Annotated in this window: 18 protein-coding genes; 6 read left to right on the top strand and 12 right to left on the bottom strand. The window is 54.3% G+C overall.

Annotation, left to right across the window (positions count from 1 at the left end; all coding sequences use genetic code 11):
- Positions 1–100: 100 nt before the first annotated feature.
- Genes LWL52_RS11330 through LWL52_RS11320 form a run of 3 tightly spaced genes read right to left on the bottom strand, consistent with a single transcriptional unit; the run spans position 101 to position 3,438 of the window.
- The gene (locus LWL52_RS11330; protein WP_242919879.1) at positions 101–1,777 is read right to left on the bottom strand and encodes a DUF6044 family protein; all 1,677 of its coding nucleotides are present in this window, start codon (positions 1,775–1,777) and stop codon (positions 101–103) included.
- A gap of 22 nt (positions 1,778–1,799) precedes the next feature.
- Positions 1,800–2,489 carry a class I SAM-dependent methyltransferase gene (locus LWL52_RS11325; protein WP_242919877.1) on the bottom strand — a complete coding sequence of 230 codons (690 nt, stop codon included), beginning with the start codon at positions 2,487–2,489 and terminating at the stop codon, positions 1,800–1,802.
- Between the two features lie 22 nt (positions 2,490–2,511).
- Positions 2,512–3,438: a glycosyltransferase gene (locus LWL52_RS11320; protein ID WP_242919875.1), complete on the bottom strand. Its 927-nt coding sequence runs from the start codon at positions 3,436–3,438 to the stop codon at positions 2,512–2,514.
- A gap of 43 nt (positions 3,439–3,481) precedes the next feature.
- Between LWL52_RS11320 and LWL52_RS11315 the strand changes: the two genes are divergently transcribed.
- Both LWL52_RS11315 and LWL52_RS11310 read left to right on the top strand, forming a co-directional pair.
- Entirely contained in the window at positions 3,482–3,658 is a 177-nt protein-coding gene (locus tag LWL52_RS11315; RefSeq protein ID WP_242919873.1) for a hypothetical protein, read from the top strand.
- A gap of 17 nt (positions 3,659–3,675) precedes the next feature.
- Positions 3,676–4,626 (top strand): NADP-dependent oxidoreductase, encoded by a 951-nt coding sequence (locus tag LWL52_RS11310; RefSeq protein WP_242919871.1) that lies wholly within the window; start codon positions 3,676–3,678, stop codon positions 4,624–4,626.
- Positions 4,627–4,643: 17 nt separating this feature from the next.
- On the opposite strand, the gene LWL52_RS11305 is transcribed toward LWL52_RS11310, so the two are convergent.
- From LWL52_RS11305 to LWL52_RS11285, 5 genes are all read right to left on the bottom strand, one after another.
- Positions 4,644–5,552, bottom strand: a complete 909-nt coding sequence (locus LWL52_RS11305; protein WP_242919869.1) for a DUF5777 family beta-barrel protein — start codon at positions 5,550–5,552, stop codon at positions 4,644–4,646.
- A gap of 2 nt (positions 5,553–5,554) precedes the next feature.
- Positions 5,555–6,154 (bottom strand): YceI family protein, encoded by a 600-nt coding sequence (locus LWL52_RS11300; RefSeq protein ID WP_242919866.1) that lies wholly within the window; start codon positions 6,152–6,154, stop codon positions 5,555–5,557.
- Positions 6,132–6,527: a hypothetical protein gene (locus LWL52_RS11295; RefSeq protein ID WP_242919864.1), complete on the bottom strand. Its 396-nt coding sequence runs from the start codon at positions 6,525–6,527 to the stop codon at positions 6,132–6,134. Before LWL52_RS11295 ends, LWL52_RS11300 begins: the two co-directional genes overlap by 23 nt.
- Before the next feature lie 146 nt (positions 6,528–6,673).
- Positions 6,674–7,975: a hypothetical protein gene (locus LWL52_RS11290; protein ID WP_242919862.1), complete on the bottom strand. Its 1,302-nt coding sequence runs from the start codon at positions 7,973–7,975 to the stop codon at positions 6,674–6,676.
- Complete coding sequence (locus tag LWL52_RS11285) at positions 7,953–8,519, bottom strand: RNA polymerase sigma factor (RefSeq protein ID WP_242919860.1); 567 nt, start codon at positions 8,517–8,519, stop codon at positions 7,953–7,955. Before LWL52_RS11285 ends, LWL52_RS11290 begins: the two co-directional genes overlap by 23 nt.
- A gap of 239 nt (positions 8,520–8,758) precedes the next feature.
- On the opposite strand from LWL52_RS11285, the gene LWL52_RS11280 reads away from it, so the two are divergent.
- Entirely contained in the window at positions 8,759–10,093 is a 1,335-nt protein-coding gene (locus tag LWL52_RS11280; protein WP_242919858.1) for an NAD(P)/FAD-dependent oxidoreductase, read from the top strand.
- 26 nt (positions 10,094–10,119) lie between these two features.
- On the opposite strand, the gene LWL52_RS11275 is transcribed toward LWL52_RS11280, so the two are convergent.
- The 3 genes from LWL52_RS11275 to LWL52_RS11265 all read right to left on the bottom strand — a co-directional run bounded on the left by LWL52_RS11275 (position 10,120) and on the right by LWL52_RS11265 (position 13,827).
- Positions 10,120–12,597, bottom strand: a complete 2,478-nt coding sequence (locus tag LWL52_RS11275; RefSeq protein WP_242919856.1) for a penicillin-binding protein 1A — start codon at positions 12,595–12,597, stop codon at positions 10,120–10,122.
- Positions 12,598–12,836: 239 nt separating this feature from the next.
- Positions 12,837–13,304 (bottom strand): MaoC family dehydratase, encoded by a 468-nt coding sequence (locus tag LWL52_RS11270; RefSeq protein ID WP_242919854.1) that lies wholly within the window; start codon positions 13,302–13,304, stop codon positions 12,837–12,839.
- Positions 13,305–13,590: 286 nt separating this feature from the next.
- Complete coding sequence (locus tag LWL52_RS11265) at positions 13,591–13,827, bottom strand: hypothetical protein (RefSeq protein WP_242919852.1); 237 nt, start codon at positions 13,825–13,827, stop codon at positions 13,591–13,593.
- Between the two features lie 99 nt (positions 13,828–13,926).
- Between LWL52_RS11265 and LWL52_RS11260 the strand changes: the two genes are divergently transcribed.
- Complete coding sequence (locus LWL52_RS11260) at positions 13,927–14,715, top strand: MBL fold metallo-hydrolase (RefSeq protein WP_242919850.1); 789 nt, start codon at positions 13,927–13,929, stop codon at positions 14,713–14,715.
- Between the two features lie 23 nt (positions 14,716–14,738).
- Here the strand turns inward: LWL52_RS11260 and LWL52_RS11255 are convergent, their stop codons facing one another.
- Positions 14,739–16,319, bottom strand: a complete 1,581-nt coding sequence (locus LWL52_RS11255) for a serine/threonine-protein kinase (RefSeq protein WP_242919848.1) — start codon at positions 16,317–16,319, stop codon at positions 14,739–14,741.
- A gap of 406 nt (positions 16,320–16,725) precedes the next feature.
- Here LWL52_RS11255 and LWL52_RS11250 point away from each other — a divergent pair, with 406 nt between their 5' ends.
- Both LWL52_RS11250 and tkt read left to right on the top strand, forming a co-directional pair.
- On the top strand, positions 16,726–17,448 hold the full coding sequence (locus LWL52_RS11250; RefSeq protein WP_242919847.1) for an ROK family protein: 723 nt from the start codon (positions 16,726–16,728) through the stop codon (positions 17,446–17,448).
- 88 nt (positions 17,449–17,536) lie between these two features.
- Positions 17,537–19,543, top strand: a complete 2,007-nt coding sequence (gene tkt, locus LWL52_RS11245; RefSeq protein ID WP_242919845.1) for a transketolase — start codon at positions 17,537–17,539, stop codon at positions 19,541–19,543.
- Positions 19,544–19,553 lie beyond the last annotated feature (10 nt).

The following is a 19,553-nucleotide window of genomic DNA, read 5'->3' as shown; positions in this document are numbered from 1 at the left end:
CGCCCGGAGCGCCCGGAAACTACACTGTCGGAAGTATAAGCTGACTACCAGAGCGGATGACAGGTATGCCGGATGTATAAAGGAGGGCGGCAGGCGGCGCTTAGCGCACCTGGTAGAGGTATAGTTTCCAGAAGGAGCGGGGGCTTACAAAAGTTTTTAGCAGTTGCAGGTGGGCCGCATGAGCGATGGGTACGGCCGAGATCAGGAACTCACCACCCAGGGATTTTAGCGCACCCGTATCGATCGCCAAATTTCGGATAACTGTCTTATCTTGCTTCGGGTACAGCTTTCCCTGGTCCAGCTCTGTTGAAAAAACGTAGCAGCGGCTTCCCCAGTAATCAAAGTAGTTGCGAAGCGCGGTGGACTTGGCCAGTTCCGGGGCGATGATCTTCCGGAATTTATACTTATAGGGCAGCGGGTAATTATTCTGGTAGCCATCCAGGGTCTGCAGCCCGTTAAAAAGGGCGATATTCGGATAGGTGCCCACCGTCACGACTTTATACTTGTTTGTAGGCTGACCGATGGTTTGTTTTAGTTGGGCAAAGAGTTCCGGGGCATAAAACTGCGCAAAGGTAGGTTTCTTTATCGGGTGGCCAGCCAGCAGCTGCACGTTGTTGCGCAGTTCCTTGTCGTAAATACCGGCACCCAGCAGCACCAGCACGAGCAAACTGCCGCCGCATACTTTTTGCCAACGCCTAGTTCTGTTCAGCGCAGCCAGGCTGGTGGCCAGCAACAGGACCCAGAGCATGGGCAGCAGGAAGTTGAAGCGGTCGATATTGAGCATCTTGATGAGCTTTACCTTGTCCATCAGCGCCAGCACCAGCCAGTCATTCAGGCTCGCCCACAGCACAATGGCCGCTATACTTGCCAGCAGCACGCCTTGCAGCGCCGTTATCCGGTGTTTTATGCTTACGCAGAGGGCCAATGCTGCCAGCACCGGCAACGTCAGCATACTGCCGGCATGGTAGGGCGTCACCAGGGTATCCAGGATCATGTCTTTGATATTGCCTGCAAGCGTAGGCAGACCGGCAATAATAAAGGGATTCCATACTTCGCGGTGCGAGACAAACTGCGGATCAAACAGGGTGGCATACAGCAGCGGGAATTCGGCAAAGGCACTTACGCCGATGTAAAGCAGCAGTGCCAGCCAGTAGCTATAATTCCATTGCCGGGTTTTATACCTATGCCAGGCGCCCAGCGCTGCCAAAAAAGGCAGAAAAAAGGGCAGCGTGACCACCATAAAAGAGTAGAACGGGAACAGGGCCACCACCAGCCAGTGATAGAACCGGTGCTCCCGGCGCAGGATACTTAAAAACGCCCACAGCAACAGCGGCTGCCCGCTAATGGAAATGCCATACTGGATGTGATAATAGGAGAGCATGCTGAAGACAAAGGCACAGGCCAGCGCCGTATACCGGTGCCCCCGCAGCACCTGCCAGCGCAAGAGCAGGTACATGCCCAAAAAACCAATCAGGTGCACCAGCAGCTTGTTAACGGCATACACCCAGAACGGCGGAAGTATAGCATAAAGCCACACCGTCACGTTGAGGGGCGAGCGGAAAGCTGCCCGCGGAATACCCTCCATCACACCGGGCACAACCGGGTTAGCAGAGAAGGTGAGCAGCTGGCCCGCATTTTTGAGCAGCGCCAGGTACGAGAGCTCGGAGTCCAGGTTATCGTGGATGGTAACGAAGGCATCCGGGCCCAACAGAAAATACCCCACATTGCACACCACCGACAGCAGCAGCACGAGCAGGAAAAGGTGCTTGAACTTCAAAACGTAGCGAGGCTGTTTATACTTATTTTCGTTTGTAGATGCCGATCAGGGACTTGCCAAACGCGTGGAAAAAGACCTTGTCCGTCAACTTGCTCAGCGGCACGATCACTTTGTCCCAGAACGCTACCTGTTTGGCGGTAGGGTTTTGCTGGTGCAGCAAAAGCTTGTTGGCAATAGAGGCGATCACGCCCAGCGAATCGAGGTAGAACAGTTTTACCTGCGCAAAGCCGCCGGGCACCTCGCTTTTCAGCAGCCGTTTGTTATAGCGCCGGTAGTGGCCAATGGATTTGTCGAACTCGCTGAACAGGAAGTTGTAGGCCGGAATAAGGATGATCAGGTGGCCACCAGGTTTTACGAAGCGTTGCAGCTTTTCGAGTTCCTCCTTGCTCTGGGCAATATGTTCCAGCACATCAATATACAAAACGGTGTCGAAGGTAAGTCCCTCCAGGGCATCGATGGTGCCGCACGTAATAGCATGCCGAGGCAGGGCCGGCGGCATGTGCTGTTCGATCTGGCTGCAGAGCCGCTCGTCGGGTTCCAGGTAGTGCCAGGAGTCTACGTGCGGGTTTTGCAGGAACTGGCTGTTCACGCCCAGCCCGGCGCCCACTTCCAGCACATCGCCTTTAATGTAGGGGGTAATGGCGCGGGCAAAATAGTTTTTCCAGTTCACCGCGTGGCTAAAGAGCTCCAACTCACTGCCTATATATTCCATATCTCTTTTTGCGTGTAAGGTATCAGTCCGTAAAAATGGCTTCATGGGGCTTGCTCTTATCGTTGATGTTGAGCAGGAGCAGGCCCAGCACAATAATGCCCAGTATGATGAGGCTGGCGTTGAAAAGCGATGTGCCCAGTGTGCTGGCCCAGCCCAGCACGGCATTGTCTGTAAAGAGCTTTACATATAGTATGAAGCCGGCTACGCCAAGCAAGCCCAGCAGCACCACAATAAAAAACTTGATGAAGAACAGCAACACTTTGTCCGAGTACTCGATCAGCGACTTAAGCCCGTGCATCACCAAACTCTGGAAATTCATTTTCGACTGACCATCCAGCCGCCGGAGCCGGTTATACTTGATGTCGCGCCGGCTGAGGCGGAGCCGCGAGAGGAAAGCGGAATAATGCACGAACGACTGCCCCAGCACGGCCTCCAGTGCGCGGTGGCTGATCATGGAGTAATTGCCGAAGTTCACTTTCGAGTTGGCGACCAGGGCAAACAGAACCCGGTAGAAAAAGTAGCCGAGCTTAAAGCCCAGGCTTTCCTGCCGCTTTCCGCGAGTCACAAACACAATATCGGCATCCTGTATGGTGGTCAGCTCCAGCAGGGCGCGCGGGTCGTCTTCGCCGTCGGCATCCATCACGATATAACGACCGGCCTGGAAACGCCGGGCATACAGCAGGCCCTGGTAAATAGCTTTCTGGTGGCCCACATTAAAGCGCAAAGGCAGCACCTTTAGTGCGATATAGGGCGTGGTGAAGCGGTATTGCTGCAATAAAGCCAGCGTGTTATCGGTCGAGCCATCGTCGACCACTACTACCAGGAATTGGTGCGGGCTGCTTTTCAGGGTCTGATCCAGGCTGTTGAGGAACGCAATGACCGTACTGTTCTCGTTAAAACAGGGCGATACGATCACATACTTATAGCTTGTCTGGTGCTCCGGTTGCATGTAGGTGCCTGGAAGTTTAAGCCAAAGATATGCAAAACTATTCATGCGCAAAACAGCCGCTCTGGCTGGGCTAAGTATGGAAAATACCTATGCTGCCCGCTGCAATCCGCAACCGGATCGGAATCATGCGCTTAGCGGCCACGGGCAGTTGCATCAGAACCATTTGAACTGCATGAGGGTAAGTATAGGAGCGCCGGCAAGTACGGCGCTTACCGAATAATTTAAACCCAGAACCTTATGGCAAAGCAAATGAAAGCAGCTTTATACGATCAGTTTGGCGGCCCCGACACTATCCGCCTGGCTACGATAGATGTGCCCGAAATACAGGAAGGAGAGGTGCTGGTGCGCATCAAAGGAGCCGGCGTAAACCCGGTCGATCATGCTGTGCGGGAAGGTTATTTAAAGGATTATCTGCCCACTAGCTTCCCGGTTATACCTGGTTGGGATATGGCCGGCGTGGTGGAAGACCGGGGCTTTAGCGCCAGACGATTTGAGGTGGGCGATGAAGTATATGCCTATGCCCGGCGGCCGGTGGTGCATTACGGCACGTTTGCCGAGTATATTGTGCTGCCCGAAAGCTACCTGGCAAAGCGGCCACAAAGTATAAGCTGGGAGGAGGCAGCCGGCATTCCGCTGGTCGGGCTCACAGCCTACCAGTCGATGTTTGATGCGGGGAACCTGCAAGCCGGGCAAACGGTGCTGATACTTGGTGCTTCGGGCGGTGTGGGAAGTATGGCCATCCAGCTGGCAAAAGCAAAAGGCGCCCAGGTGGCCGGTGTGGCCAGCGAAAAGAACCACGCGTACATGCAGGAACTGGGCGCCGACCATACCATCGATTACCGGGACAACCAGGTAGGAGAGGCTGTAAAAAAGCTCTTCCCGGACGGCGTGGACCTGATCTTTGACTGCACCAGCGGCGAAACGCTCACCCAAAGCCTGCAGGCCCTGAAGCCATCCGGCAAACTGGTCTCCATACTTCACCATGGCGAGGGACTAGACCCCAAGATCCAATTTACCTATGTATTTGTGGAGCCGAACGCTCGCCAGTTAGAAGCTCTATGCCAGTTGGCCGAAGCAGGCAAGCTGCAGGTGCACGTCAGCCAAACCTTTCCGCTGGAGGAAACTGCCCAGGCGCTGGAACAGGCCCATTCGCTGCACACCCGCGGCAAGCTGGTGATCGTTCCGTAGGCGAGTATAAGGTTATTTCAAGGCGTTTTTTCCCAGCTTTTCTTACCGCCCAGGCTAAAGCTCCGTGAAATATTAAAGCCAAAGTAAATGTCGCCGTTCGACCAGGATCCGGTGGTCTGCGGAATGAAGAGTTTTTCGATCATCCCCTGCGCATTGGTAAAGATGAGCTGAAACACGTGGCCGCCGGTCTCTACATCAAAGCCCAAAGAGAGCGTGTTGCGGAAATTGTCGGCTGTCGGGCCGGGCAGCAGGTAATAGTACTCGGCGTTGAAGGAGGTATGTTTGGTCAGCTTATAGCGGCCCCCGGCACCCAGCGCGTATACATTATTCTCCTCCGCCCGGGTAGCTACCAGGTTGCGGTGCACCAGCGTAGGCGCAAGCTGCAGCGAGAATTTCTCATTAAACCTGCGGGCCATCAGGAGCTGGTGCGTATAGGTAAGCCTGGAGGTGAAGGGGTCGGGAGTATCGGCTGTTTGCCCTTTCAGGGTTCTGATGGCTGTGCTGGTAAACAGGGTCAGTGAAAGGGGCATGCCGCCACCGGGTGCCTTTTGCTGCAGCAGCCGGAATTTAAGGAAACCATCGTAGGTTTTTTCCAGGGAGCTGCGCCCGATGCCCACTGTCAGCTGGTCGGTCAAACCATACTCCAGCCCCAGGCGGATGGTAGCCTGGTCCAGCCCGAAAAAGTTATAGGACCCACTGTTCAGCGTACCGAAGCGGTGGGAGATCAAAAAAAGAAGCTCGCCTTTGCCTTCGGTTTCAACTGTATGGCCGTTTACCAGGCGCGTGCCTTTGAACGTACTGGCTACCTGGTCCGCTTTGAGACTGTCCTGCGCCTGGGCCAGCGCGAGCAAGTCATCCTGCGCCTGTGCTCGCAGCGCCAGCCCAAGCAACAGGGAAAGGATGAGGAAAACGTATTTTTTATACATGGTCATTTTGCCTTGTAGGGTTCATAAAGCATATCCACGGTAATATCGATGCGCTTGGCAATGTGCTCACGCACTAGCAGCGGGATCTCGATGTTAAAATCCTGTGGCGAAACCGAGAACGTGGATTTGCCCAGTAGCTTGTTACCCTGCACCTGCAGCGTGGCCTGCGTTGTAATTTCCTTCTCCACGCCATGCAGCATCAGCACGCCGGTTACCTGCACGTTGTAGCTGTTGTCCTGCGTCAGGTTAACGGCCCGGAAGTTGGTGATCCTGCCCTTGAACGTTGCTTTCGGGTATTTGTCTGACTCCACATAGTTTTCGTTGAAGTGGTGCTGCATGAGCGATTTCCGGAACTGGAAGCCTTTCATATTCACTGAAAAAGCAATGTCGCCGGTCCGGGTATCGATCAAAGAAACCACCTGCTCGTTATGCGCAGCAATATTCTCCAGCGGAGCCTCCGAGAAAAAGGCGATATGACCCGTTTTGGTGGAATACCGGTCCTGCGCCTGCGCGCGACCGGCAAGGCAGAGCAGGCAGAGCACCAGCAACAAGCCTTGCAGGTGCCGGACGGGACTATACCTAGTTATTCGGCGCGCCATCATCTACCCACTTTTTGATTTTCGCAATAGTACAATCCGACAGTTTTGCGCCGCCCTGCGGCATAGGCGGATAACCCGGCGCATGCGTAATGACCCCGAGCAGCTTGCCGTCATCTACCTGCCGCTTCACGCCTGCATAGGTATCCAGCACCACACCATGTGTGGCAATGGCCGTGCTGTGGCAGCTGTAGCAGTTGGCTTTAAAGATGGGCGTCAGGGTAGCCGAGAAGGTTACGTTGCTGGTGTCGCACTGCTGTGGCTGCGGCTGTGGCTTGGGTTGCGGATCGGAGTCTTCTGCGTTGTCGCTGGTACAGGCTGCGAGCGTAGCGCCCAGCACCGCGACGATTATACCTGTTGCTAAAGTTAAACGTGCCATTTTGTTATACTTTAAGTGAGAGTTTATAGGTTCTTTCAGGTGATCCAGGGTAAGCTATGTATTGATTCAGCAAAGCGAAGGCAAGGGCATAGCGATCGCTTATGACCCTCGGTCATGCTGTGTTATAGAAGTATAAAAGGGCGGTGTTACTTTTTCAGCGCAAACCGATAGCCGGCGCTCAGGAAAACTCCGGCGCTGGTGAGGCTAACTTTTCCGGCGCCAATGCTGGTGAGCGGTATCTTTACAAACGGTTCTACTCCCACCGAGAAGGCAGGCGACAACGCATGGCTGTAGCTCACCGACAGGTTCTGAACGCCAAACCAGTGGTAGTTCTGGTTTGCTACCTCGCGGGTCTTGTAATAAGCTCCATATCCCGAGCTGCCATACTGGTACGTATACTTTTCGCGCAGCATCAGGTAGCTTGAAAGCCCCGCCTGCAAGGCCAGTGCGCTTTTGCCCCGGGCCAGCAACTGCCATTGCAAGTTGAGCGGAATATCCAGCACCTGGCAACGGGCATCGATGGTGTTGGGCAGCACTTTCCCCTTCCAGAAATCAGGCATGGGGGCATAATCTTTTGGGGCAGCGGCATATACTTTGTGCGCCCAGATAGCGCCCGATACCAGGCTGAGTTTGCGGGTCAGCGGCAGGCTGATGCTGATGCCTGCATTGGCGCTGACAGCCTCGGGGTTGCGGAACTTTACCGTCGTAAAATCCGGGGCAACCACCAGTGCGATCTGCAGCGCACGCCCAAAAACACGCTCCTGGCTGATGTCTTTTTCAGCTACTTTATCCGGAGCAGCCGCAGGTATAACGGCAGTTAGGTGGGGCACCGGAACGCTATCATGTTGCGCCGCCAAAGCTGCTGTTATATTTTTTTCGACGCCCGGAAACCGCGTGGAAAGCATCTCCATTATAGCCGGAACATTGTTCTCCTGCCGGCCATCGGGTACTAAGGCTGCCGCTACAGGTATGGCCCCGGTATAAGGGGCATGTCCGGTGTTTATACTTTCTGTATGTATAGGCCGTGTTTGCTTTGGCCTTTCTGATAACACCGCTCCCGGGATTGTTTTCCCGGAAGCAGCGTTGCCAGAGGTAGTAGGCTCCTTCCTTATCGCGGTTGCCGGTTTTGTGGCGGGCCGGGCTTTGTATTGTTGCGGATTCTTTCCCGCGCGCGGTATGGTTAAAGCCTGTACTTCTTTTCTTATACTGCTGGTTTTATCTTGCTGCTTTGGCGTGTCGGTCAGGTAAAGTATGGCCAGCGTCGGGATAAGCAGCGCAGCCAGCAACAGCAACAGGCGCTTGTATCCCTTCGGCGGCGGCGGTTGCACCTCGTCGAGCTTCCGGTTCATGGCTGCCCAGGCTTCCGGATCGAAGGGGGGCTGTGTGTTATCAGCAGCCTTCCTGAACAAGTCGTCGAGCTCTTCGTCAGACATATAGTTTGCGTTCATCTACGCTGCTTTTTTTTAATGCGTCTCTTAAATGTGCCCTTGCCTTGGCCAGATTCGATTTGGAAGTGCCGGCCGCAATTCCGAGTGTTTCCGCAATTTCCTCATGGGTGTACCCGTCGATCACATACAAATTAAAAACTGCCCGGTAGCCCGGTGAAAGCTGCTGCACCAAACTGATGAGGAACTCATAGTTAAACTGCTGCTGCACATCAAACGCGTCGAGGGCAGGGGCAGCCGTTTCCAGGTCGGCCAGGTGGTAGTGTTTCAGGTTGTGGCGGTAATTGTCCAGCGCGGTATTGATCATAATGCGCCGAAGCCACAACTTAAAAGGCTTGTGAAAGTCGTACAGCTCGAGCTTGGTAAATACTTTCAGAAACCCATCGTTGAGCACATCCCTGGCCTCTTCCGAATCCTTGGAGTAGCGGGCGCAAATGCTCATGGCGTAGCCGTAGAATTGCTTGTACAGCTTTTCCTGGGCTCCGCGTTCTTGTTTCAGACAACCACGAAGCAGTGCTTCTACCTCTTTGCTTGTTGTGTCGCTCACTCTGTCAGGTTTTGCGCTCTCATCACGCAGTGAATTTGCAATTGGTTGCCAGGCCCAGAAAATATTTTTCAGCTGGCTTTTCTGCTTTGTACGGTTTAGAAATGCATTGCAATCAGCTGTAAGATAAGGTATTATTATACGATTGTCTATAACAACAAGGGCCGATGCGCGCATTTACCGGAAGGTTTGCGTACAAAGACATGCACGAGGAAGAAGTTTAACAAAACAGAAGCACGTTTATGGAAAATTACGCCAGGATTGCAGACACAGGAAAACCCCGCGTGGTGGTGGTAGGCGGCGGCTTCGGCGGGCTGGAGCTGGTAAAAGCCCTTCGCAACGAAGAGGTGCAGGTGGTGCTCATCGACAAAAACAACTACCATACTTTCCAGCCGCTGCTCTACCAGGTCGCTACGGCCGGTGTGGAAGCTGTTTCCATTATCCATCCTTTCCGGAAGATTTTTGAGGAACAGGAGAATTTTTACTTCCGGATGGCCGAGGTGGAGAACGTGGACTGCGAGCGCCAGCTGGTGGAGACCTCCATCGGGCTGATCCGCTACGATTACCTGGTGATCGCCACGGGCGCCACATCCAATTTTTTCGGTAATACGCTGATGGAGCAGAAAGCTATCACCATGAAAAGCGTGACCGATGCCATGGAGCTCCGCAACACCATCCTCGATAATTTTGAAAAGGCGCTGCAGCTGGACGATGAGGTACAGGTGAACAGCCTGATGGACTACGTGATTGTAGGCGGTGGCCCCACAGGTGTGGAGCTGGCCGGCGCTCTGAGCGAACTGCGGCGGCACGTTTTCCCGAAAGATTACCGCGAACTCGATTTCCGGGAGATGGACATTTACCTGATCCAGAGTGGAGGGCAGCTGCTCAAGGGCATGTCGGAGGAAGCCTCTAAGAAGTCGCAGGAATACCTGGAGCGCTTCGGCGTGAAAGTATGGCTCAACCGCCGGGTGCAATCCTACGACGGCTTTACCGTAACGCTGGACACGGGCGAAACGCTTTTTACACGCACCCTGGTCTGGGCTGCCGGCGTAACCGGAGATCCCATTAAAGGCCTGAAGAAAGAAAGCCTGCTGCGCGACAACCGCTACCAGGTAGACGTATTTAACCGCGTGGCGGGCTATGCGAATATTTTTGCCATAGGCGATATTGCCGCCATGGTGACGGAAGAAAACCCGCAGGGCTACCCGATGCTGGCCCAGCCGGCCATGCAGCAGGGGCAGCAGCTGGGCAAAAATCTCGGAAAGCTGATCGCCGGCCAGCCGCTGGCGCCTTTTGAATATACCGACCGGGGCACGATGGCTACTGTGGGGCGCAACCATGCCGTGGCCGACCTGAAGCTGCTGCACAAAGAGTATAAGACGCAGGGCTTCCGGGCCTGGCTGATCTGGATGTTTATCCACCTGATCTCAATCGTGGGGTTCCGCAACCGCCTGATGGTGCTGCTGAACTGGATGTGGAGCTACTTTACCTATGATACCGGAAACCGCCTGATACTGGGCAAGAAGCGGGAGAACATCCCCGTGGAAGAAACCATGGACCACAAAGCAGTGGAATAGCAAAAGGTGGCTTTATACCACAACGGTTATTCCCCACGGTGCCTTTGTTTCTGTTTTTGTTTCTTTTCCTGGCGGCGCTGCTTCCAGCGTTCTTTCCAGCCTTCAAAGGTTTCAGCGGCTTTGCCAGCTACCTTGTCCAGAACCCGCTCCAGGAAGTTCTCGCGGGGTGGTTCGGCCCGGAAGGAAGCGCAACTCAGGTTGGCTTGCAGGTTGGGCGGCAGCGGCTCAAAATGGCTGTTGTAATAGCCCGTGTAGGCCGGGTCGAGAGCAATGCGACGGGTAAAATCTCCCCAGATCGGTAGGGCCATGTGGGAGCCCTGTCCCAAGGCCAGCGTGCGGAAGTGTACTTGCGGGCTCTCGCCGCCTACCCAAACGCCCGTTACCAGCTGGGGCGTGATGCCGATAAACCAGCCATCGGCATAATCCTGGGTGGTGCCCGTCTTTCCGGCAATATCCATCTGCAGGCCAAACTGGGAGCGAAGCTTGGCCGCGCTGCCTTCTTCCACCACGCCCTGCATCAGGTATAACATGGTGGCTGCCGTTTTCTCTGATAATACTTTCTTTGCATCATCGCCTTCGCGGTGCTCCCGCAGCACCTTGCCCGTGCGGTCGGTTATTTTGGTGATGTAGACCGGCGTGATGTGGTAGCCGCGGTTAGCAAAGGTGGCATAGGCGGTAACCATCTCCAGAAGCGAGAGGTTAGCCGTACCTAGCGCCAGCGAAGGCACTTCGGGCAGGGTGGAAGTTACCCCCAGCCGGTGCGCCATATCCACGGTATTCTCTACGCCAGTTTGCATCATAATCTGGGCCGAAATGGTATTGACCGAGTGCGCCAGCGCACCGCGCATACTATACTCGCCGCCATACTGCTCGTTGGCATTGCGGGGCGACCAGTTATCATAGTCAGGGTAGGTCATACGCTCATTCGGAAAGTAATCGCAGGGCTTAAGTCCTTTTTCCAAAGCAGCGGCATACACAATAGGCTTGAACGTGGAGCCCACCTGCCGTTTAGCCCGTACATGATCATACTTAAAGATATGGTGGTTAATGCCACCCACCCAGGCCCGCACATAGCCCGAACGGGGCTCCACCGAAAACAGCCCGGTGTTTAGAAAACGCTCATAATAGGCCAGCGAATCCATGGGGCTCATGGTCTTTTTGCTGCTGCCCCCCCAGTTGTAGAGCTGCATGGGCACTGGCTTCCGGAACGCTTCCTGGATATCTGTTTCTGAGCGGCCGGCTGCTTTCATCTTTTTATAGCGGTCTGAGCGACGCATGGCTTCCTGCAGCACGGCGGTGTTGCGGCCCCAGGGAGCGCGGCCCTGCCAGTGGGCGTTAAATTCGCGCTGCAGCTGCGCCATGCGTTTCTGCACGGCTGCCTCGGCGTGGCGCTGCATACCGGCATCGATGGTCGTGTAAATTTTCAGCCCGTCGGTGTAGAGGTTGTAGGGCTCTCCATTCTTCTTTTTCCGGCTGGCGGCCCACAGCACCAGTTCCTGCCGCAGGTACTCCCGGAAGTAGGGCGCCATGCCATCGTTGTGGGTGGTATAGTTATACTTCAGCTTCAGGGGCAGTTGCTGCAGCGAGTCGGCCTGCGCGGCAGTGAGGTAGTTATACTTGGCCATCTGGGCCAGCACCACATTGCGCCGCTTGCGCGACTTCTCCGGGTCCAGACGCGGGTTATAGGTGGTGGTGGCTTTGAGCATGCCGATGAGCACGGCGGCCTGCTCTGTTTTAAGCGCGCCGGCCGAGGTGCTGAAGAAACGCTGGGAGGCCCGCTCGATGCCATAAAGATTGCCGCCCATTGGCACCGTATTCAGATACAGCTCCAGGATCTCTTCTTTCGAGTAGATAGCCTCCAGCTTCTGGGCAATGATGACCTCGCGCAGCTTGTTTACTGGCATATCCCAGAACCAGTAATTTCTGCGCGGGTATAGGTTTTTGGCCAGCTGCTGGCTCAGGGTGCTGCCGCCGCCCGAGCTCTCGTTTTGCAGCAACAGCGATTTGACCAGCACGCGGGCCAGGCTGCGGTAATCTACGCCGCTGTGCTTGTAAAAGCGGGCATCTTCGGTGGCGACCAGGGCTTTGATAGCAGCCTGCGAAATAGCGGCATACTGTACGTTGGTGCGGTCCTGGATGTAGTAGCGGCCGAGCAGCTCTCCGCCTGCCGCGTATACTTCGGATGCGGTGTTGTTCTGAACGGCTTTCAGCTCGTGCCGCGAGGGCATGTCGCCGAGCAGGCCAATGTATACGGCAAAGTAAAACAGCACCAGTAGCAGCAGCCCCAGCAGGGTGAGTTTGTAAAGCGGGCGAAGTATAAACCGGTAATCGCCGCGGCGGCGGCTCTGCTGCCACTGCGCTGTTTTCTGGCGCCAGTAAGTGCGGGTAAATTTAGGTTGCAGGCTCCGGAAGAAAGCAGACAGCTCGGCATGCACCATGCGCACCACCGGTAGTACTAGTTTGGTAAGGATAAAAGTAAGTATGTTTTTCAGCGTCCGCCTCATGTTCTGTTCTGGCCCTGATGATTTGCAAAAGCACCGGCATAATTCTTTTTGCAATGCCTGTAAACGCGCAAGTTACGGATTTTGGTGCAATCGGCAGGTGTAAAACAAGAATTGCGCCAGCAGCGCGCAGGCAAACGGCCGGGGCAGGAGCAAGGCTGCTTTTAAAATACGCCAGGCAGCCAATCCTGCTTACAGCGCAGTTGCCAAAGTATAAAGCGGTGCTACGAACGCTGACGACCTTATTCGTTAAAGTGATACAGGAACGTGATGGCGCCGGTGAAAGCGGGTTTTTTGCTGTCTTTTATTTCCATGGTCACTTCCAGCTGCGCCTTGATGATGCCCCTAAGATTTTTCAGCGAAACCAGCTTGGCTCGAAGGCGCACCTGGCTATCCACTACGACGGCCTGGTTAAAGCGCAACGTATCGATGCCATAGTTCACCTGCATCTTGATGTTCTCGATCGTGGCGATCTGGCCCCACAGGTAAGGCAGCAACGAAACGGTCAGGTAGCCATGGGCAATGGTGTTGTGGAAGGGCGATTCTGTTTTGGCGCGTTCCTGGTCCAGGTGAATCCACTGGTGATCGAGGGTCGCTTCGGCAAAACGGTTGATCTGCTCCTGGGTAATGGTATGATACTCCGAAACGCCTATTTCGGTGCCTTCGAATTTCTCAAACTCTTCGTAGCTATTGATGGTTAGTTTACCCATTCCGGTATTTTTTAAACAAAGGTGATTGGCTCCTTAAATATGTGAAATCAAATATACGTGTTTCCGGTACTTACGCCGCCACTTCCGTGCTGATTTTATCTGCAAGGCTCCTGTAGGGGCTGAACCTGCCAGCTGCTGCCTGCTTTTCAACTTCCTGCAGGGGGAGGCGGGCCATATTTTTTTCGGGCATACGCGGGGACACTGTTTATACTTGTGAAATGCAAAGTTGCTGCTAACTACCTGATACGAAGCAGGCAAGCGCTGCTCCTAAAAAGTTCGACTGAATTTAAAGAGCTGTGAAGCGCCTGTTTACAGCGGCTCCGGAAAAGAGAAAGCCCGGTATGTGGAATTTTTTCATTGCGGATATGTTACTCTCTACATGAACAGAAGAGCGGCGGAAACCAGCAAAGCTCGGTGCCGCCGCCATACTTGGGATGCCGGCCTGCTGGCAAGCACGCTGTAAAGATCGCCCGGCAGCAGGACTGCCATAAACCGGATTCTTATACTTCTGTTCAGGCAACATCTTATACTTTATCAATCTTTAAATTACCGGAAAAGAAAGCTTCTCTTCGACTATATTTCAGTTGAAGAAGAGCGAAAGATCCGGTTACTTTGCTGCCCTATGCAATTGTTTATTACATCATTGAATTCTGGGAGTAACGGCAACTGCTACTACATCGGAAACGAGCGGGAAGCGGTGCTGGTCGATGCGGGGATCTCCTGCCGCGAAACGGAGCTGCGCATGAAGCGCCTGGGCTTATCGATGCGCAAGGTTAAAGCGCTCTTTATCTCGCACGAGCACTCCGACCATATCCGGGGCATGGCCGTGCTGGCAAGCAAATACCAACTGCCGGTTTATATCACCCCGGCTACCCTGCAGGGTGCCCGGCTTGGCTTTGAGCGTATGCAACTGGAGTTTATTCCTTTTAAGGCGCATGAGCCGGTGCAGATCGGCGGCCTTTCTGTTACGGCCTTTCCCAAATGGCATGATGCCTCGGATCCGCATAGCTTTATTGTAGCCTATAAAGACAGTAAAGTGGGTGTTTTTACCGATATCGGCGCTCCCTGCGAGCACGTGATCCATTATTTTCAGCAGTGCCACGCCGCTTTCCTGGAAGCCAATTACGACGACGAGCTGCTGGAACGCGGCCATTATCCCTTTTACTTAAAAAGGCGCATCCGCAGCGACAAAGGGCACCTGTCTAACCAACAGGCACTCGAGCTGTTTATGAGGTACAAGCCTGCTTTTATGAGCCATGTGCTGCTGGCCCACCTCTCCAAAGACAACAACTGCCCGGAAGTAGTAAAAGAACTGTTCACAGCTAATGCTGACGACACAGAAGTGGTGGTGGCCTCGCGCTACCAGGAAACGGCGGTGTATACGATTAGCTGCCCGGAAGTGCTCCTGTAAGTACCTCCTTCGTGCAGGTAGGTTTATTCCAGGCTGTCGGGTTGCACCAGGTGTACTTTCAGGTCCTGTACTTTGCCATTATCGTCCTGCTGGATGTTATCGATCTGTAAGGTGTTGGCAGAGTCTGCGCTTAACAAAATATCCACGAACTCTCCGGGCGTAAGCTTGCCCAGCGGCGTATCGCCTACCACGCAATCGATCACGGCATCCGGCGTAAAGTAGGCCAGAATATCTGCCCGCCATTTTTCCCGTTTTTCAATCGGAATAGTACTGTTCAGTAACTGGCTGAGGTATTCATTCAGCGTAGCGGGTTTCTTTTCAGCGCTTTCTTTCTTTTTTGTTGCGGCAGGTTTTGCTTTGGCTGTTGCCGGTTCAGTGGTTTCCTTTTCTTTTGCAGGTGTTTCCGTAGTCTTTTCAGCTTCTTTTGCCGGCGTTTCCTTTGGCTTTTCAACCGAAGGTAACTCCGCTTTGGTTTCAACCGGCTCCTGTGGTTTTGGCTTTGCTACCGGCACAGCCGGGCTTGCCTTCTGCGCAGTTTTTGGGGCAGGTGGCGTCGCTTCTTTCTTTTCTAGTGGCGTTTCGGGCTTTGTTAATACGGTGGGGGTGCCGGTAACCACGGCCAGCGCCGGCTGCTCCTGCAGCGGTGTTTTCCTGTTTTCGTAAATGATGTAGGCAACCGAGAGCCCGACAATGAGCACGGCAAGGGCAACCAGCACCGAAGTGACAGATAGCTTAAAGCCCGATCTGGTGCCCTTTCCAAATTTGCCTGGCACTTTCCAGGTGCCGTTTACCAGATAATAAGTGCCGGCTGCTTCCAGCTCCTGGGCAGTGGGTCGTTTCTCCACGTTCGGATCCATGCACGCCTTGATCAGGTTGCTTAGTGCCTGCGGGTAAATATCGGGGAGGGAGGGGAGCGTAGTGTCTTGTTGCACGCCTACGCCGCTGCCAATCCAGGGAATTTTGCCGGTGCACAACTGGTAGATCACGACGCCCAGCGAGAAGATATCGCCTGCCTTGTTGCTTGCCGGCTGAAAGGCCATCTGTTCGGGTGGAGCATACGTGGCGGGTAGCGCATTGGTCTGGCCGATAGCCCGCTGCAGCGCATAACGCGTCGGAATACTGATGCCGAAGTCGGCCAGCACGTACTCGCCGCCCGGTGTGATCAGGATATTGTCCGGTTTGATGTTCTGGTGTAAAATCAGTGGCTCGGCAGCATGTAGATAACTCAGGGCGCTGCCAATGTGCTTGAGCAATAAAGCAATTTCACGTTCTGAAAACGGCGCCTTCTGCTGCAGTCGTCTGCTCAGCGAACCATCCGGCATATAGGGCATTACCACGTACGGAATGTCCTGGTATACTTCGAAGCGGTAGAAGGTGAGTAAATGCGGATGGCTTGGAACGCGGAGGTTCTCCAGGTCCGTTCTCAGCAGCTTGAGCGTGAGCTTGTCCAGTTTGTGCTGGGGAGCAAAGATCTTAATGGCCTCTAAAGCGCCCGGTGCTGTCAGGTCTTCGGCTACCCATACTTCTGAAACACCCTGAGAATCTACCAGTTCTCTTAAAAGATACCGTTCTGCAAAAACGTCATTTTGCTGTAGTGCAAGCATAGAGGTAATGTTCTTTATTTTGGCTGCCACGCGCATGGTTGTGGCTAATTCTTTAAACGGTAAAACTGCTTTCAGGCATATACTTCCTTTTTCCTTGCCGGCTGCTGTGCTCCGGCAGCTACCGCATCCGCTCCTTCGCTAACCCCGTGCGGCAAAGTATACATAATGCCTTAAGTTCAGATCCGGAAAGCGACAGCGTTTATACTTAAAGTATAACTGCCTTGCTTTGTCCCGATCTAAAATCCATCCTAAGCTGCCTTGCATTACGGAGAAGCGGAAATATAGATGGCATTTTATACTTATCTCCTTATTAGTAACATGGTGGAAAGCGTTTATACTTCTAAAACAGCTGGCGTTTATACCCAAGGGTTTATCCGTTTTTCTGCCCTTTCGCGTAAAGGGCTTTATGATAGAAAACAAGGACATTCACCGCATTTTAACGATTGATGTCGGGGGCTCTCACATCAAGGCAACCATCCTGAACCGGGCAGGCGAACTGCAGACGAGCTATAAAAAAATAGACACTCCCTCGCCGGCTACCCCGGAAAAAGTGCTGGCCGGCGTGCAGGAACTGGTAAAGGACTTTACGGACTATGACAGGGTCTCTGTGGGCTTTCCGGGCTATATCCATGAGGGCCATGTGATGACGGCGCCGAACCTGGGGACGGCGCTCTGGCAGGGGCTCGACCTGCAGGCAAAGCTGGCCGATGTGCTGCAGAAACAGGTTAGGGTGGTGAACGATGCCGACCTGCAGGGCCTGGGCGTGGTGCAGGGCAAAGGCTTTGAAATGGTGATTACACTGGGTACCGGCTTTGGCACGGCCCTGCTGCAGCGTGGCGTGCTGCTGCCCCACCTCGAGCTGGCGCATCACCCCGTTACCAAGCACAAAGACTATGACCAGTACATCGGAGACAAAGCGCTCGAAACAGTGGGCGAAGCAAAATGGAACCGGCGGATGCAGAAGGTACTGCAAATCCTCAAAACCGTTTTCAACTACGACCATTTATACATCAGCGGCGGGAACGCCGATAAGCTCCGCTTTACGCTGGACGACAATATAACCATCGTATCGAATGTGGATGGCATTAAAGGCGGCGCCCGGTTATGGCAGGATGACTTTGCCGTTTAAACATCTCGGTCCGGCCTCCGTTCATACTTAACAGGAACCTATACCGCGCAGGCACCTACTTGCGTACGTATAACCTTAAGCTAGAACGATGGATATAAAAGATCAAACGCTGGAACAGGCCGGAATCGATACGGTGCGGGTGCTGGCAGCCGATGCGGTGCAAAAAGCGAATTCCGGCCACCCGGGTATGCCGATGGGTGCCGCACCGATGGGGCATGTGCTCTGGGCCCAAGCTATGAACTATAACCCCGCAAACCCGGACTGGGCCAACCGCGACAGGTTTATACTTTCTGCCGGCCATGGGTGCCTGCTGCAGTACTGCTACCTTTTCCTGACGGGGTATGATCTTAGCCTGGAGGATCTGAAGCAATTCCGGCAGCTGCACAGCAAAACGGCCGGCCACCCCGAGTATGGCCTCACACCCGGCATTGAAATCACCACCGGGCCGCTGGGGCAGGGCTTTGCCAACGGCGTAGGCTTTGCCATAGCCCAGCGCCACCTGGCGGCCCGCTACAACAAGCCCGGCTTTGAGCTGTTCAATTACCGGATCTATGCCATCTGCAGCGACGGCGACATGATGGAAGGAGTCACCGCCGAGGCAGCCTCCCTGGCCGGCCATTTGCAACTGGGCAACCTCATCTATTTATATGACGACAACCATATCTCGATCGAGGGAAGCACAGGCCTTGCCTTTGACGAAGATGTAGCCAAACGCTTTGAAGCCTACAACTGGCACGTGCAGGTAGTAAAGGACGGCAACGACCTGGATGCTCTGTCCAAAGCTGTAAACAAAGCCAAAGCAGAGACACAGCGCCCGTCCCTGATCAAAGTACGCACGCACATTGCCTTCGGAAGCCCGAACAAAGTAGATACGGCCGGCTCGCACGGATCTCCCCTGGGCAAGGAAGAAGTACGGCTGGTAAAAGAGAACCTGGGCTTTGATCCGGATAAGTCCTTTGTCGTGCCGGAAGAAGTGCTGGCATACTACCGCGGCATAGGCGCGCAGGGGGCTACAAAAGAGCAGGAGTGGAACAACCTCTATAAAGCCTACAAACAAGAGTATCCCGAACTGGCTGCCGAGTATGAATTGCTGCGAAGCGGCAAGCTGCCCGAAGGCTGGAAAGACGAGCTCCCGGTATTTAAGCCCGACGAAGGAGAGGTGGCTACCCGCAAAGCGTCAGGTAAAGTGCTCAATGCCCTGGCCGCCAAACTTCCTAACCTACTGGGAGGCTCCGCCGACCTGTCACCCTCTACCGGAACTGAACTTAAAGGCTATGCCTCTTTTACCGGCGGATCGCCCCAGGGCCGTAACTTCCACTTCGGTATCCGGGAGCATGCCATGGGAGCCGCCCTCAACGGCATGGCGGTTACCAAAGGGCTCATCCCTTATGGCGCCACCTTCCTCATCTTTTCCGAATACATGCGCCCGCCCATCAGGCTGGCGGCCATCATGAAAATAAAGCCGATCTTTATTTATACCCACGACAGCATTGGGCTGGGAGAAGACGGCACGACCCACCAACCCGTAGAGCAACTTATTTCGCTGCGGGCTATCCCGAACCTGATCGTCATTCGCCCGGCGGATGCCAACGAAACTGTACAGGCCTGGCGCGTGGCCCTGGAGCATGCCGATGGCCCTGTCGCGCTTATACTTACCCGCCAGGAATTACCCGTGCTGGACCAGGAAAAGTATAACAAGGCCATCGGGTTGGAGCAGGGCGCCTACATTCTCTCGGATGCACCCGATCCTAAATTGCTTTTAATTGCCACCGGTTCTGAAGTATCTTTGGTGCTGCAGGCGCAGCAAAAACTGCAGCAGGAGGGTATTGCCGCCCGCGTGATCAGCATGCCCTCGTGGGAGCTTTTTGAAAAGCAGGATGCCGCCTACAAGGAAACGATTTTCCCTGCCGGGCTGCGCAAACGGCTGGCCGTTGAGGCGGGCTCCACATTAGGCTGGCACAAGTATGTAACCGATGAAGGCCGCATCATTGGGATGCATACTTTTGGGGAGTCGGCACCGGCTGAAGCGCTGTTTGAAGAATTCGGTTTTACGGTAGCCAACGTGGTAAAGCAGGCTAAATCTTTACTTGCCTGATTGCTTAGAT

The sequence above is a fragment of the Pontibacter liquoris genome (genome assembly GCF_022758235.1).
GTDB lineage: Bacteria > Bacteroidota > Bacteroidia > Cytophagales > Hymenobacteraceae > Pontibacter > Pontibacter liquoris.
Note: the sequence above shows the minus strand (reverse complement) of the source record. Positions and strands in the feature narration are given on the sequence as shown.

Excerpts from the sequence above, each read along its gene's own strand:
- LWL52_RS11270 (WP_242919854.1), bottom strand. The coding sequence starts at position 13,304 with ATGGGTAAACTAACCATCAATAGCTACGAAGAGTTTGAGAAATTCGAA.
- LWL52_RS11305 (WP_242919869.1), bottom strand. The coding sequence starts at position 5,552 with ATGTATAAAAAATACGTTTTCCTCATCCTTTCCCTGTTGCTTGGGCTG.
- LWL52_RS11290 (WP_242919862.1), bottom strand. The coding sequence starts at position 7,975 with ATGAACGCAAACTATATGTCTGACGAAGAGCTCGACGACTTGTTCAGG.
- LWL52_RS11265 (WP_242919852.1), bottom strand. The coding sequence starts at position 13,827 with ATGTTGCCTGAACAGAAGTATAAGAATCCGGTTTATGGCAGTCCTGCT.
- LWL52_RS11255 (WP_242919848.1), bottom strand. The coding sequence starts at position 16,319 with ATGCTTGCACTACAGCAAAATGACGTTTTTGCAGAACGGTATCTTTTA.
- LWL52_RS11315 (WP_242919873.1), top strand. The coding sequence starts at position 3,482 with ATGCGCAAAACAGCCGCTCTGGCTGGGCTAAGTATGGAAAATACCTAT.
- LWL52_RS11300 (WP_242919866.1), bottom strand. The coding sequence starts at position 6,154 with ATGATGGCGCGCCGAATAACTAGGTATAGTCCCGTCCGGCACCTGCAA.
- tkt (WP_242919845.1), top strand. The coding sequence starts at position 17,537 with ATGGATATAAAAGATCAAACGCTGGAACAGGCCGGAATCGATACGGTG.
- LWL52_RS11310 (WP_242919871.1), top strand. The coding sequence starts at position 3,676 with ATGGCAAAGCAAATGAAAGCAGCTTTATACGATCAGTTTGGCGGCCCC.
- LWL52_RS11320 (WP_242919875.1), bottom strand. The coding sequence starts at position 3,438 with ATGCAACCGGAGCACCAGACAAGCTATAAGTATGTGATCGTATCGCCC.
- LWL52_RS11325 (WP_242919877.1), bottom strand. The coding sequence starts at position 2,489 with ATGGAATATATAGGCAGTGAGTTGGAGCTCTTTAGCCACGCGGTGAAC.
- LWL52_RS11260 (WP_242919850.1), top strand. The coding sequence starts at position 13,927 with ATGCAATTGTTTATTACATCATTGAATTCTGGGAGTAACGGCAACTGC.
- LWL52_RS11280 (WP_242919858.1), top strand. The coding sequence starts at position 8,759 with ATGGAAAATTACGCCAGGATTGCAGACACAGGAAAACCCCGCGTGGTG.
- LWL52_RS11275 (WP_242919856.1), bottom strand. The coding sequence starts at position 12,597 with ATGAGGCGGACGCTGAAAAACATACTTACTTTTATCCTTACCAAACTA.
- LWL52_RS11295 (WP_242919864.1), bottom strand. The coding sequence starts at position 6,527 with ATGGCACGTTTAACTTTAGCAACAGGTATAATCGTCGCGGTGCTGGGC.
- LWL52_RS11250 (WP_242919847.1), top strand. The coding sequence starts at position 16,726 with ATGATAGAAAACAAGGACATTCACCGCATTTTAACGATTGATGTCGGG.